The organism is Trueperella sp. HMSC08B05, assembly GCF_001808405.1.
Taxonomy (GTDB): domain Bacteria; phylum Actinomycetota; class Actinomycetes; order Actinomycetales; family Actinomycetaceae; genus Trueperella; species Trueperella bernardiae.
In genome coordinates this window covers 1-13,485 of sequence record NZ_KV793264.1, presented here as the reverse complement: position 1 = coordinate 13,485, position 13,485 = coordinate 1, and the positions used below count along the sequence as shown (strand labels likewise).

At 66.2% G+C, this 13,485-nt stretch carries 14 protein-coding genes; 3 read left to right on the top strand and 11 right to left on the bottom strand.

Features of this window, described 5'->3' with window-relative positions; all coding sequences use genetic code 11:
• Window positions 1-53 precede the first annotated feature (53 nt).
• The 8 genes from HMPREF3167_RS07200 to HMPREF3167_RS07165 form a co-directional block, all read right to left on the bottom strand.
• Window positions 54-2,684: an ATP-dependent Clp protease ATP-binding subunit gene (locus tag HMPREF3167_RS07200; protein ID WP_070446270.1), complete on the bottom strand. Its 2,631-nt coding sequence runs from the start codon at window positions 2,682-2,684 to the stop codon at window positions 54-56.
• A gap of 240 nt (window positions 2,685-2,924) precedes the next feature.
• The gene (gene dtd / locus HMPREF3167_RS07195; RefSeq protein WP_068538593.1) at window positions 2,925-3,374 is read right to left on the bottom strand and encodes a D-aminoacyl-tRNA deacylase; all 450 of its coding nucleotides are present in this window, start codon (window positions 3,372-3,374) and stop codon (window positions 2,925-2,927) included.
• Entirely contained in the window at window positions 3,374-3,706 is a 333-nt protein-coding gene (locus tag HMPREF3167_RS07190; protein WP_062613221.1) for a DUF2516 family protein, read from the bottom strand. Before HMPREF3167_RS07190 ends, dtd begins: the two co-directional genes overlap by 1 nt.
• A gap of 8 nt (window positions 3,707-3,714) precedes the next feature.
• Window positions 3,715-4,797 carry a CAF17-like 4Fe-4S cluster assembly/insertion protein YgfZ gene (locus tag HMPREF3167_RS07185; RefSeq protein ID WP_068538592.1) on the bottom strand — a complete coding sequence of 361 codons (1,083 nt, stop codon included), beginning with the start codon at window positions 4,795-4,797 and terminating at the stop codon, window positions 3,715-3,717.
• Complete coding sequence (locus HMPREF3167_RS07180; protein ID WP_070446268.1) at window positions 4,794-4,985, bottom strand: hypothetical protein; 192 nt, start codon at window positions 4,983-4,985, stop codon at window positions 4,794-4,796. Before HMPREF3167_RS07180 ends, HMPREF3167_RS07185 begins: the two co-directional genes overlap by 4 nt.
• Window positions 4,985-5,593 carry a heme-binding beta-barrel domain-containing protein gene (locus HMPREF3167_RS07175; RefSeq protein WP_070446266.1) on the bottom strand — a complete coding sequence of 203 codons (609 nt, stop codon included), beginning with the start codon at window positions 5,591-5,593 and terminating at the stop codon, window positions 4,985-4,987. The genes HMPREF3167_RS07180 and HMPREF3167_RS07175 overlap by 1 nt, the downstream gene beginning before the upstream one ends.
• Before the next feature lie 9 nt (window positions 5,594-5,602).
• Window positions 5,603-6,433, bottom strand: a complete 831-nt coding sequence (locus HMPREF3167_RS07170) for a hypothetical protein (RefSeq protein ID WP_143601971.1) — start codon at window positions 6,431-6,433, stop codon at window positions 5,603-5,605.
• Window positions 6,434-6,748: 315 nt separating this feature from the next.
• Window positions 6,749-8,308: an alanine/glycine:cation symporter family protein gene (locus tag HMPREF3167_RS07165; protein WP_068538589.1), complete on the bottom strand. Its 1,560-nt coding sequence runs from the start codon at window positions 8,306-8,308 to the stop codon at window positions 6,749-6,751.
• On the opposite strand from HMPREF3167_RS07165, the gene HMPREF3167_RS07160 reads away from it, so the two are divergent.
• The 3 genes from HMPREF3167_RS07160 (at window position 8,307) to HMPREF3167_RS07150 (ending at window position 10,263) form a co-directional block, all read left to right on the top strand.
• Window positions 8,307-8,498 (top strand): hypothetical protein, encoded by a 192-nt coding sequence (locus HMPREF3167_RS07160; protein WP_062613210.1) that lies wholly within the window; start codon window positions 8,307-8,309, stop codon window positions 8,496-8,498. The genes HMPREF3167_RS07165 and HMPREF3167_RS07160 overlap by 2 nt on opposite strands.
• A gap of 127 nt (window positions 8,499-8,625) precedes the next feature.
• Complete coding sequence (locus HMPREF3167_RS07155; RefSeq protein ID WP_070446264.1) at window positions 8,626-9,255, top strand: DUF47 domain-containing protein; 630 nt, start codon at window positions 8,626-8,628, stop codon at window positions 9,253-9,255.
• 3 nt (window positions 9,256-9,258) lie between these two features.
• Window positions 9,259-10,263: an inorganic phosphate transporter gene (locus tag HMPREF3167_RS07150; RefSeq protein WP_068538587.1), complete on the top strand. Its 1,005-nt coding sequence runs from the start codon at window positions 9,259-9,261 to the stop codon at window positions 10,261-10,263.
• Between the two features lie 221 nt (window positions 10,264-10,484).
• Here HMPREF3167_RS07150 and pstB read toward each other — a convergent pair whose 3' ends face one another.
• The 3 genes from pstB to pstC are packed head-to-tail and all read right to left on the bottom strand — an operon-like array spanning window position 10,485 to window position 13,440.
• Window positions 10,485-11,264 (bottom strand): phosphate ABC transporter ATP-binding protein PstB, encoded by a 780-nt coding sequence (pstB, locus tag HMPREF3167_RS07145; RefSeq protein ID WP_062613203.1) that lies wholly within the window; start codon window positions 11,262-11,264, stop codon window positions 10,485-10,487.
• A 23-nt stretch (window positions 11,265-11,287) separates the two neighbouring features.
• Window positions 11,288-12,331 carry a phosphate ABC transporter permease PstA gene (pstA, locus tag HMPREF3167_RS07140; protein WP_068538586.1) on the bottom strand — a complete coding sequence of 348 codons (1,044 nt, stop codon included), beginning with the start codon at window positions 12,329-12,331 and terminating at the stop codon, window positions 11,288-11,290.
• Entirely contained in the window at window positions 12,328-13,440 is a 1,113-nt protein-coding gene (gene pstC / locus HMPREF3167_RS07135) for a phosphate ABC transporter permease subunit PstC (RefSeq protein ID WP_068538727.1), read from the bottom strand. Before pstC ends, pstA begins: the two co-directional genes overlap by 4 nt.
• Window positions 13,441-13,485 lie beyond the last annotated feature (45 nt).

The following is a 13,485-nucleotide window of genomic DNA, read 5'->3' as shown; positions in this document are numbered from 1 at the left end:
GGCCCCGCGATCATCGCGGGGCCGCCCTCGTGCGCTTGGTCCGGGTAAGCCAACTACTCCTGTCCGACGCGCGGGGAAGCGCCCTCGCCGGCAGGCTGCTCGCTGCCCGAGGCACTCGCACCCGCGCCGGAGTCCTCACCCTCCGGCACCAGCGACGTGGCCTGCGCCAGCCCGTCGATCTGCTCGGACTCCGCGGCCGGCTTTACACCCTGCGGTAGCTGGTAGTCCGAGTCGTGCCCGGTGAACGTGAAGGTCTTCGGGACGGCGTCGTGATCCACATCCACCACGATGGTCTGGCCCTTGGTGAACTCGCCGAACAGCAACTTCTCCGAGAGCATGTCCTCGATCCCGCGCTGGATGGCGCGGCGTAGCGGGCGGGCGCCAAGCACCGGGTCGTAGCCCTGGTCGGCCAGCAGGTCCTTCGCCGCGTCCGTCAGGACGATCGACATACCCTGGTCCCACAGGCGGGCACCGAGCTTGGCGATCATGAGGTCCACGATCTGCAGGATCTCGTGCTTCTGCAGCTGCGGGAACACAATGATGTCGTCCACACGATTCAAGAACTCCGGCCGGAAGTGGTTCTTCAGCTCCTCCGACACGCGGCCCTTCATACGCTCGTACGAGGTCTGGGTGTCGGCGTCGAACTGGAAGCCGGTCTGCACTCCCTTGGCGATGTCCTTCGTGCCGAGGTTGGTGGTCATGATGATAACGGTGTTCTTGAAGTCCACCACCCGGCCCTGCGAGTCGGACAGGCGCCCCTCCTCCAGAATCTGGAGCAGGGAGTTGAAGAGGTCCTGGTGGGCCTTCTCCACCTCGTCGAACAGCACCACGGAGAACGGCTTGCGGCGCACCTTCTCCGTCAGCTGGCCGCCCTCCTCGTAGCCCACGTATCCCGGGGGCGCACCGAACAGGCGCGACACCGTGTGCTTCTCGGAGTACTCCGACATGTCGAGCGTGATGAGCGAATCCTCGTCCCCGAACAGGAACTCCGCGAGCGCCTTCGCCAGCTCCGTCTTACCCACGCCGGTGGGGCCGGCGAAGATAAACGAGCCGCCGGGACGGTTCGGGTCCTTGAGGCCGGCGCGCGTGCGGCGGATCGCCTGCGACAGCGCCGTGACCGCCTCATCCTGGCCGATGACACGCTTGTGTAGCTCGTCCTCCATGCGCAGCAGCTTGGCGGACTCGGCCTCGGTCAGCTTGAACACGGGGATGCCCGTGGCCATGGACAGCACCTCGGTGATGAGGTCCTCGTCCACCACCGACACGACGTCGAGGTCGCCCTCCTTCCACGCCTTCTCACGCTCGGCGCGCTTGGCAGAAAGCTGCTGCTCCTGGTCACGCAGGGCGGCGGCCTTCTCGAAGTCCTGGCCGTCGATCGCGGCCTCCTTCGCGCGCTTGACTTCGCCGATCTCCTCGTCCAGCTCGCGCAGCTCGGGCGGCGCGGTCATCTTGCGGATCGCTAGGCGCGCGCCCGCCTCGTCGATCAGGTCGATCGCCTTGTCCGGCAGGAAGCGGTCATTGATATAACGGTCCGCGAGCGTGGCGGCCGCCTCGAGCGCCTCGTCCGTGATCGTGACGCGGTGGTAGGCCTCGTAACGGTCGCGCAGGCCCTCGAGGATCGCGATGGTCTCCTTCACCGACGGCTGCTCAACCTGGATCGGCTGGAAGCGCCGCTCGAGCGCCGCGTCCTTCTCAATGTACTTGCGGTACTCATCCAGAGTGGTGGCACCGATGACCTGAAGTTCGCCGCGCGCCATCATGGGCTTGAGCAACGATGCCGCGTCCAGCGCGCCCTCGGCTGCGCCCGCGCCCACGAGCGTGTGGATCTCGTCAATGAACAAGATGATGTCCCCGCGAGTGTTGATCTCCTTGAGGATCTTCTTCATCCGCTCCTCGAAGTCACCGCGGTAGCGCGAACCCGCCACCAGCGAGCCCATGTCCAGCGAGTAGAGCTGCTTGTCCTTCAAGGTCTCCGGCACGTCGCCCGCTACAATCGCCTGCGACAGGCCCTCCACCACCGCGGTCTTACCCACGCCGGGTTCACCGATGAGCACGGGGTTGTTCTTCGTGCGCCGGGAGAGCACCTGCATCACGCGCTGGGTCTCATTGTGGCGCCCAATCACCGGGTCAAGCTTGTTCTCACGCGCCGCCTGGGTCAGGTTGCGCCCGTACTGGTCAAGGATCGTGGAGCCGGCCTTCTGGCCCTCGCGCGGCCCGCCGCCTCCCACGCCCACGGCTTCCTTCCCCTGGTAGCCAGACAGTAGCTGCGTGACCTGCTGGCGCACCCGCCCCAGGTCCGCACCCAGCTTCACCAGCACCTGGGCGGCCACGCCATCCTGCTCACGGCACAGGCCGAGCAGCAGGTGCTCGGTACCAATGTAGGAATGGCCGAGCTGGAGCCCCTCACGCATGGCGTACTCGAGCACCTTCTTGGCGCGCGGGGTGAACGGAATATGGCCCGACGGCTGCTCCTGCCCCTCGCCAATGATCTCGATGACCTGCTCCTGCACGGCGTCATACGTAATCCCCAGCGACTCGAGCGCCTTGGCCGCCACGCCCTCACCTTCCTTGATGAGGCCCAGCAGGATGTGCTCGGTGCCGAGGTAATTGTGCTTGAGGTTCCGCGCAGACTCCTGAGCGAGCACAATGACCCGCCGAGCGCGGTCCGTAAACCGTTCAAACAAGTTGGACTCCTTACAAATAATTCCGCGGGGGTCGTGCATCTCCCCGCGATTCCTCATTTACCTTAACGACGCCACCGCCCCGCCCGTTCGCCGTTTCGCCACAGGCGTGAGACGGCCCGTGACTTGTGCCCTGTGCGAAAAGCCGGAATCTGTATGGTTCCCCGGCGGGCGGCTCCCGCCGCCGGCCGGGCCTATGGGAACCTCGTCCCACGAACGGCCACCCCCGGCGGTGCCGGGCGCCTAAACCTCCACGAGGATGGTGAACGGGCCGTCGTTGACCAGCTCGACGTCCATCATCGCGCCGAACACTCCGGTCTCCACGTGTAACCCGTAGCCTCGGACAGCATCAACCACCGCGTCGAAGACCGGCTCGGCCACCTCGCCTCCGGCCGCGTGGGACCAGCTGGGTTTGCGGCCTTTGCGTACGTCCGCATACAGCGTGAACTGTGAGACCAGTAGCACAGGGGCGCCGGATTCCTCGGCGCTGACGCGGGCGGCTGGGTCGTCACTGCCATCGGGGGCTCGCAAGAGCTTGAGCTGGGCGATCTTTCGGGCGGTCTTCTCGATCTGGGCCGGGCCGTCACCGTGAGTGACGCCCACGAGCACGCACAGGCCCGGGCCTATCTGGCCCACCACCTGGCCCTCGATCGTGACCGAAGCCCGCTTGACGCGCTGGATGACCGCGCGCACTACCAACTCCCCCTCTGGGGCCCGCGGCCGCGCCCGGCCCCCGGGCCCATCTTCGAGCGCTCCGGGCCGAGGTAGTAGACCACGGCGATGAACAGGGCCAGGCGGATGAAGCCGGCCAGCGGCAGATAGATATGGAGGAAGCTCATCGCCGCGTAGGCGAGCGTCCCACCGCCGAGCATGGCCAGCCAGAAGTTCTTCGACTGGGAGGCAAGCGCGAATTGGCGGGGCGGGCGGGCCACCGCGTCAATGAAGGCCCACACGAACACGCCCGTCACCGCCACCGGCAGGACCACGTTCAAAAGGATGTAGAAGGTGTAGTTGATCTGTCCCATGGGTCTACCTACCGCCGGGCGCGCATGCCGGCGCCCGGCCGCTCGTCCGGCGACGCCGACGACTTGCCCTCGCGCGCCACGATCGGTACCTGGGCGGCGACGAACGCGCCAACGGCCAGCTCGCCCTCCGGGGCGTTGCGCTTGAGCAGAGCCAGGGCCACGGGGCCCTCCTCCGAATCGCGGGCGACCGAGGTCAGCTGACCCACGACCTTCTCCCCCGCCTTCACCTCCGCTCCCGGCTCGGGCAGCTCTCCCTCCGGGCCCTCAAGGTAGAGGTAGGCCAGCCGCCGCGGCGGGCGGCCGAGGTTGACCAGCTTCGCCACGGTCTCTTGGCCGCGATAACAGCCTTTCTCCAGGTGGACGGCGGTGCGCAGCCAGTCGAGCTCGTGTGGCAGGGCCCGCTGCACCACCTCCGTGTTCTGGCGCGGGCGCCAATCCGAAATCCGCTTCGCTTCCCACGCCTGCAGGCCGGCCGGCACGAAGCCCGCCGCCCCAAACGTCTCGATGACCGCCTCCTCGGGCCGCGCCGCGATGAGCACGCGCGCCGAGTCGCAGGCCGGGTGGTCGGCGTCGGGAACGCCGTAATGCGCACCGCCGGGTAGGGTGCGCGGCCAGGGGTCGTACCAGACGACGTCCGACAGCGCGGCGATCGCCTCGGGCACGCCGGCGGGCGCGAAGAAGCCGAAGACCCGCACGTCCGGGCGGGCGACCTCCACGCGCATGCGGAAGACCATCGACTCGAGGAACGCGGCGAAGGGCTCAGCCTGGCCACGGTCAAGGAAGAACCAGGTGCGCTCGCCGTCGTCGATGACGCCGGCGGCGGTGCAGATGTGGCCGTTCGGGTCGAGCAGCAGCATCTCCGAGCTTTCGCCGGCGGGCAGGTTCAGGAAGTCACGGGTGGTGAGGTTGTGCAGCCACGTGGCGCGGTCCGGGCCGGAGACCGCGAGGACCTCGATGAAACCCAGGTCGGTGAAGGCCCGCCCGCGGGCCAGCAGGTTCTCCTCCGCAAACGGGTTGCCATAGTGGGCCGGCACGCCGTGCGTCTCATCCAGCACGGCGCCAGGAAGATCGACCGAGCGAGCCGGGCTCACTCCTCATCCGCCTTGCTTGCAAAATAGCTCACGCCCCAGTGGCCCTCGGGCTCGGCGCCCTTGACGGGCGATTCGGGAGCCGCGGGGTCGCAGACCGGGCGGGCGGCGCCGTCGGCCTTACCCGTAGCCTTGCCTCCCTTGTCCGCGAAGTAGCTCATGCCCCAGTGGCCGTCTTTCTTGTCGGTCATCACTCCTCCTCGGTGCTGGGGGCGTCCACGGAGCCGTCAAACTGGCGCGACAGCCGCCCCGCAAGGTAATTGCGCATCTCGAAGCCGAAGGCCTCCATGTCGTAGGCGTAGAAGAAATCCGAGGCGACGTTGCCGCCCAGGAACTTCGCCGCCGTGAAGTAGGCCGCGGCGCCGGAGCGGATCACCGTGTCGGTGACCATCTGCAGGCGCGGGCCGTTGATGAGGCCCACCCACAGCTGGGAAATTCCCATCGGTGTGGCGACCGTGGCTTCGAGCTCCACCGCGCCGTCCTCCCGCTTCGGGGCGTCCGGCGTGACGCGCAGGTAGCCGGTCTGGGCCGACCACAGCACGCCCTTCGTCAGGTGGTCGTACGTCCACTGGCCGGGGGCCTCCTTGTCGACCTCCGAGGCCGGCTCCTTCGCCAGCCAAATCCGCGAATTGAGGCGCACGTACGGGCCGCCATCCACGGCGTCAATGGTGAGCTCGTGGAGGTAAGCCGCGGCGTCCACGTTGTCATATTCGAGCACACCGCCGCCGTGCCAGGAGTCAATCAGCCAGCCCAGCGGGTAGTTCTCCGGGGCCAGGTTCTCAGGAAGTCGGAAAGTCATGCCCTCAGCTTAGAGCACAACAAGCGTGAAGATGTAGCCGATCATGCCCAGCGCGCAATGCGGGATCACGGCCTTCACATACCCCTGCACCCAGGTCAGCGGCCGCTCGAAGGTGCGCATGCACCGGCGGATGAAGGCGAACACCAGCCCCACGCACACGCCGATCGCGCCGCCCACCCACACCGGGCCCGACAGCAGGAAGGCCGCTACCAGCCCCACCACCGTGGTGTTGAGGAGGCCGAGGAGGTTGGCGTGGTCGAGGTCAAAGCCGTGGATGAGGGCCGCCACCGCGATGACGATAGCGGTCAGCAACCCGACGAACGTGCCCGCCGCCGGCAGCGCCCGGCTGGTGGCGTGCCAGTCCCCCGCCGCGAACACCCACATCGACGCCGAGATCATCAGCATCGCCCCGCCCGCTGACGCCGAAATGTGCTCGATGAGGTGGAGTCGGCCGTCGTGGCGCATCATCTCCCCCACGAACGAAGCAAAGATGGCGAAGGTGGCGGCCAACATCATGCCGGGCATCGAGCCGAAGCTGGCCGCGACCAGGCCCGCGACCAGCGTCAACGTCATGACGACGCGCGAGACGGCCCGGTTGGTCAGGCCAAGGAGCACCGGCCAGCCCGAAATCAGGGGGGCTGCCGCGAGCGCCACCGCGATCACCGCCGCGAGCGGGCCGAGCGACGCCCCGAGCGCGATGAGGGCGGCATAGAACGCGCCGATGGATGCCCACACAAACGGCGGGCGCACATCGGTGGAAGGACGAGCCGGGGACTCCCGATCAAACAGCCGATCAAGGAGCGAAGGCGTGCGTCCGGGCTCTTGCGTAGAGGACGTCATAGCCAAAAGTGTATCTCCCCAAACTCCGGTAGTAGGACTTTACCACGGAAAACGGCGCCGTGGCGCGGTTTTGAGGCAAGAGCGGAGAACGTGCACGGGCCCGTGGCGGGCGCGGAAACCGTGCGTAACTTGGGGCGTGACAGGGCGGGGAACGTGAGTTAGGCTAGAGCCAGACACCGGATCGCGAAAGCCCCGGGCTCCAAATATTTGCCGCTGCGAGCGGCCTTAGCGCCGACAGGCGCTCTCGGGTTCGGTGTCCTAAGCGTAGGGCCGCACCTTCTCGTGCGGCCCTTCCCTTTGCCCGCGGGGTGCCGGCTACTCGTAGGCCTTGGCCGAGTTCACCGCGCCGTCCCACACGTTGCCCTCGAGCACGCCAGGCAGGCCGGCCTGCGAGGGCACGAACACGGGCTCGGTCACGCGGCGCGCGCCAGCCGTCCCGGCTCCAGCAGCGCCCGCCCCAGCGCCCACCGGCACCTCGACGAACCCATCGCGGGCGATAGCCGCCTTTTGCCGCTCGTAGTCGCGTAGCGCGGCCATGACCCAGCCGGACAGGGACAGCACGCCGACGAGGTTGAGCACGGTCACCACGAACATGGCTAGGTCCATGAGCGCCCACACGAACGTCAGCGCCAGCACCGCGCCAACGAACGAGAAGACAACGATGGCCACCTTGCCCACGGTGATCGCCCACTGCGGGGCGCGCAGGAACACGAGGTTGGCCTCGCCGTATGCGTAGGCGCCGAGGATGGAGGAGAAGCCGAAGAAGAAGATCATGATCGCCACGGGCCACGCCATCCAGGACCCCATGGTGGAGGTGATAGCGGTGGTGGTGAGGTGGCCGGCGTCGTCGGGAATGGCGGTGGTGAGGTCGAGCACGCCGGCGGTCATGATGATGAAGCCGGTGGCGGTGCAGATCACGATGGTGTCTACGAACACGCCGAAGGACTGGATGAGCCCCTGCTGGACGGGGTGGGCCACGGTGGCAGTGGCGGCGGCGTTGGGGTTGGTGCCCATGCCGGCCTCGTTGGAGAACAGACCGCGGCGCATGCCGTTGACCAGCGCGGCGAGCACCCCGCCGGCCGTGCCCGCGAGCGCCTCATTCAGCCCGAAAGCCGAGGAGAAGACGTCCGTGAAAAATTCGGGGACGCGCCCGATATTCATGACGATCACGATGATCGCCACCAGCAAGTATGCCAGCGCCATCGCGGGCGAGATGATCTCGGTGGAGCGAGCCACCCCGCGCACGCCACCCAGCACCACCACGGCGGCGAGCACCGCCACCACCGCGCCGGTCACCCAGGCGGGCACGCCCTGGGAGGCGTCGAGCACGCCGGCGATCGAGTTGGCCTGCACCATCGGCATGGCGATGAACATGGAAAACACCATGGCCACCGAGAACGCGACCGCCAGCCCGCGCGACTTCGCCCCGCGCAAGATGTAGTTGGAGGGCCCGCCGCGGAAGGTGCCATCATGGTGGGCGGACTTGAAGATCTGGGCGAGTGTGGCCTCGGCGAACGCGGTGGCCATGCCGATGAGCGCCACCAGCCACATCCAGAACAGGGCGCCCGGTCCGCCCAGGATGAGCGCGAGCGCCACGCCCGTGATGTTGCCGATCCCGATGCGGGTGGCCATGCCCATCGCGAACGCCTGGAAGGACGAGATCCCGCCCTGCGAGCCGGCGCGCGAGTGGCCCACGTACCGCAGCATGTCGCCAAAGCGGCGCACCTGCAGGGCGCGCCCGCGGAACGTCAGATACAGGCCCGCGCCCATGAGCACGGCGATCATGATCCAGGCATACAGCCAATCACTGACCGACCCCAGCGCGGCCGTGGCCGGCCCGGTCAGCTCGTCGATCCATTCCTGCCATTCCTGCATGATCTTCCTCTTCTCGTTCTTCGTTCACGACGCCGTGGTGCGGCTTTCGCCGTTCGGCCCAGCTTTCGTCCGCCTCTCGGCGATCGTCGGGCCCGGCGTCGTGGCCCCGGTCGACGTCGTGCAACAACTGCTGACGCCCCTCAAGTCTCACACATGGTACCTACGCCAGCCGGGGCGGCTCACGGTGTGAAATAGATGGTCGTTTGACCGAAATACCCGGGTGCGCACGGTCCGTTTTCTCATTTCTTGGAAAAGTAATTCATCCTCGCGTAGCCTTGGCGTTGAGAGCTGTTAACCTATTCGGAGGCGTACGCCGCATGGCTGGATTCCTGTCACGCTTTGCCACTCAACACAAGGTCCAGGACCTTCTTAACGAGCAGGCATCTTTCCTTGTCCGGTCGGCCCGGACGCTGGCTGATATGGTCGCCGCGGGTACCACGCAGCGGGTGGAACTCAACCGTGCGTTGCACCAGATTGAAAACGACGCCGACGCGTGCAATCACCTCGTGTTGCAGGAGATCGGCTCCCGCTTCATTCTCCCCTACGATCGCGGCGACCTCATCGAGCTGACCGGCCAGATCGACACGTGCGTGGACCTGATTGACGAGGCCGGCAACAACCTGGTGCTGTACAAGATCGGCGAGGTCCACGAGCAGCTGTTCGAAATGGCCGACATCATTATTCAGTGCGCCGAGCACGCCATCACCGCGGTGGGCAAGCTAAAGAAGATCGAGCCGTCGATCCGCACGGAGTGGCTCGAGATCAACAATCTGGAGAACCGTGCGGACCAGATCTACCGCGAACTCATCATCGACCTGTTCGAATCAGACTGTTCGGGCAAGGAGATCCTGGCCCGCAAGATCACGCTGGATTCATACGAGGCCGCGGTCGATTCCTTCGAGACCCTCGCCAGCCGCATCGAGCTGCTCACGCTGAAGGAGTCCTGAGCCTTGGATCCGGTATTGGCGTTAGTGATCTTTGTTGTCGTTTTCGCTTTCGTCTTCGACTACACGAACGGTTTTCACGACGCCGCTAACGCCATCGCCACGTCGGTCGCCACGCGGGCGCTGACCCCGCGCGTGGCCCTGCTGATGGCCGCCGTCATGAACTTCATTGGAGCGCTGCTGGGCACGGGCGTGGCCGAAACGATCGGCTCGGGCATCGTGGAAGTAGCACCCTCAGATGGAATATCGGGCCTGCTCGTGGTGATCGCGGGCCTGGTGGGCGCCGTCGTGTGGAACCTCACCACCTGGTGGTTCGGGCTGCCGTCGTCGAGCTCGCACGCGCTTATCGGCGGCCTGGCCGGCGCAGGCTTGGCGGCCGCGTTTACAGTGCACTGGTCGGTGATCGGCATGAAGGTCATCGTGCCGATGTTCGTCTCACCGTTCGTCGGATTTGGGCTGGCCTACCTGCTGATGTCGCTCATCCGGCGTACCTTCCAGAATGCCACCTACAAGACCACGATGAAGCGCTTCCGCGTGGCCCAGACCGTGTCCGCGGCAGCCGTGGCGCTCGGTCATGGCCTACAGGATGCACAAAAGACCATGGGCGTCATCGTCATCGCGCTCGTGGCCGGCGGGTACCACGAGGGCAGCTCGGTGCCGCTGTGGGTCAAGCTCGGCGCGGCCACCGCGATCTCGCTCGGCACGTACTCGGGCGGGTGGCGCATCATGAAGACGCTCGGCACCAAGATCGCCGACCTCAACCCCGCCCAGGGCTTCGCCGCCGAGGCCGTGGCCGCCTCGGTTCTATACACCACCGCGTACTTCTGGCACGCGCCTATTTCCACCACGCACACGATCACGTCCTCAGTCATGGGCGTGGGGGCCACCACACGCCGGTCGGCCGTTCGCTGGTCCACTGCCGGCAACATCGTGGGGGCCTGGTTCATCACCTTCCCCGCGGCCGGCCTGGTGGCGGCGGCCGTCAGCTACGTGCTGCACCTCTTCGTTTAGGTCTGCGGCCTGGTGCCGCCAGGCGCGGCCAGGCCGCTGCCGATTTGAAAACACTGGACGAATCCGGGCCGATCTCCTCATATACGAAGACCGGCCCGAAAACGTCCAAAAAATTTCAATCCGCGGGGCCCGCCCGGCCCGCCTGGCCAGGTTGGCCCGCCTCCGGGGCCCATAAAAAGGCGGCGCCACCCGAAGGTAGCGCCGCCTTTCGCCGCCGGTCGTCACCCGAAACGACCGGACACGTAGTCTTCCGTCTCCTTGTGAGTCGGATTGGAGAAGATCTTTTCCGTGTCATCAAACTCGACGAGGTGGCCGGGCTTGCCCGTCCCCTCAATGTTGAAGAAGCCCGTCTTTTGCGAGACGCGGGCCGCCTGCTGCATGTTGTGCGTGACGATCACGATCGTGTAATCGGAGCGCAGTTCCTGCATGAGGTCCTCGATCGCGAGCGTGGAGATCGGGTCGAGCGCGGAGCAGGGCTCGTCCATGAGGAGCACCTCGGGCTTGACGGCGATCGCGCGGGCAATGCACAGGCGCTGCTGCTGGCCGCCCGATAGCGAGGAGCCGGGCCGGTCGAGCCGGTCCTTGACTTCTTCCCACAGGTTCGCGCCGCGTAGGGACTCCTCCACGATGCGCTCGCCCTCGGCCTTCGGCAGCTTCTTGTTGTTGAGGTGCATGCCGGCCAGCACGTTGTCGGCAATCGACATCGTGGGGAACGGGTTGGGGCGCTGGAACACCATGCCCACATGCTGGCGCACCTGCACCGGGTCCACGCCCGGCCCGTAGATGTTCTGGTTGTCGATCTCCACCAGGCCCTTGACGTGGGCGCCCTGGATGACCTCATGCATGCGGTTGAGGGAGCGCAGGAAGGTGGACTTGCCACAGCCCGACGGACCGATGAGGGCGGTGATGGAACGGGGCTCAATATCGACGTTGACGTTCTCCACGGCGAGGAAGTCGCCGTAGTAGATATTGAGGTCACGCACCTTGATGCCTTCAGACATAAGAATCCTTTCTTTCCCAGCGGCTACTTTTCGCCCTTGGGGGCGAACCGCTTTGCGATCCAGCGAGCCAACAGGTTGAGGATGAGAACCACCAGGATGAGCAGGAGGGCTCCGGCCCATGCTTCAGCCGAGTTACCAGAAACGTACTGGTTATAGACGTAAACCGGCAGGGTGTACATCTGGTTCTGGAAGATATTGTAGTTGTAGAAGTCGGTGGTTCCGGCGGTGATCATGAGCGGTGCGGACTCGCCAATGATGCGGGCGATGGCGATGAAGATGCCGGAGATAATGCCCGACACGGCGGTGCGGAGCACCACGCGGATGATCGTGCCCGCCTTGGTGACGCCGAGCGCGTAGGAGGCCTCGCGTAGCTCGTTGGGCACCAGGCGGAGCATTTCTTCGGTGTTGCGCACGACGATCGGGGTCATGAGCACCACCAGGGCGATCGCGCCGGCGAAGCCGTTTTTGAACTGGGCCTGGCCGAACAGTGCCTGGTTGATCATGGGGATCATGGCGGCGGCGAAGAGGCCGGCCACGATCGAGGGGATGCCGGTCATGATGTCCACCATGAAGGTGATGAAGCGCTTGAGCTTCCCCTTGCCGTATTCGACTAGGTAGACTGCGGTGAGCACACCGAGAGGCACGGAGATGAGCGCGGCGAAGCCCGTGATCAGCAGGGTGCCGACCACGGCGTGGCCCGCACCCGTCACCGAGTCGGCCATCGACTGGCCGAAGGTGGTGGAGGTGAAGAAGCCGGCGGCTGACATGCGCGACCAGCCCTGTGCGAGCACGGTCCACAGCAGCGACAGGAGCGGGATGACGGCGGCGACAAACGCGCCGATGATCATCGACGTCATCACCCGGTCGGTGCCGTAGCGGCGGCCCTCGACACCGAATCCGGCGCCGGCCACGATGGCCAGGTAGAGGAAGAGGAAAACGATGACGCCCACCGCGCCAGAATCGAAGATCTGGGCGCCGACGACACCGATAACCACGGACGCGACCAGGGCCGCGGCGGTGAACCATGCGGGCAGGCGCTTTTGAGTGGTGGCAACAGCGGTACTCATGCGTTCGCTCCTGAGAACTCGGCGTAGCGGGCAACGATCGCGCGGGCGATGAAGTTGACCACGAACGTGATGACGAACAGGATCAGGCCGAGCGCAATGAGGAAGTCAGACTCGATGCCGGAGGCTTCGGGGAAGCGCAGGGCGATCTGCGAGGCGATCGTGGAGTGCTGGCCGGGGCTCATGAGCTTGAAGTTGATCATCATGCCGGGCGAGAGCACCATGAGCAGGGCCATGGTTTCACCGAGTGCGCGGCCGAGGCCCAGCATGGAGGCCGACACGATGCCGGAGCGCCCGTGCGGGAGCACCACCATCTTGATCATTTCCCAGCGGGTGGCGCCAAGCGCCAGGGAGGCTTCCTCCTGCAGGCGCGGGGTCTGCACGAAGACCTCGCGGGCCAGGGAGGTGATGATCGGGAGGATCATGATGGCGAGGATGATCCCGCCCATGAGGATGTTCCGTGCCGGCGGGACGAAAGCCGCGGCGGTGCCGTCGGGAAACCACTCGTAGTGCTCGGCGAGCCAGGACAGGCCGGGAAGGCCGCCCTCCCAAGCGCCGTCGGCACCGGGCTTGCCGTTGAGGAAGGTGAAGATCGGGGTGAGCACGTCGGAGATCCAGCTGAAGACCGGGCGCATGAGCGGCTCCAGCGTCCACATACCCCACAGGCCGAACACCACGGAGGGGATGGCTGCAAGGAGATCGATGACGTAGCCGAAGGCGGCGGCGAGCTTGCGCGGGGCGTAGTGCGAGATGAAGAGTGCGATCCCCACGGCGAAAGGCACGGCGATCACCAGCGCGATAATGGCGGCGAGTAGCGTGCCAAAAACGGTCGTGCCGGCGAACTGCCAGAAGTTCTGGCCCCGGGCGAAGCCGACCTGCTCCACGATCTCATCGTTCGGCGTGATGAGCACGTTGCCGGACGACAGCAAGAGGAATATGAAGACGGCGGCCAGCAGGGCAAGGATGCTGATGCCGGAAAGGTTAGAGATTCCGCGGAAGACGCGGTCGCCGTACCGGGCACGGCCCGACGCCGGAGCCCAGGCTCCCGGCGCCGCGACTGCTTTCTCCGTCTGGTCAGCCGGCTCGGCCGCCGGCTCAGAGGTTTGTAACACCACAGCTCCGATCCTGGCGTGGGCCAGCCCCCGAGGGGCTGGCCC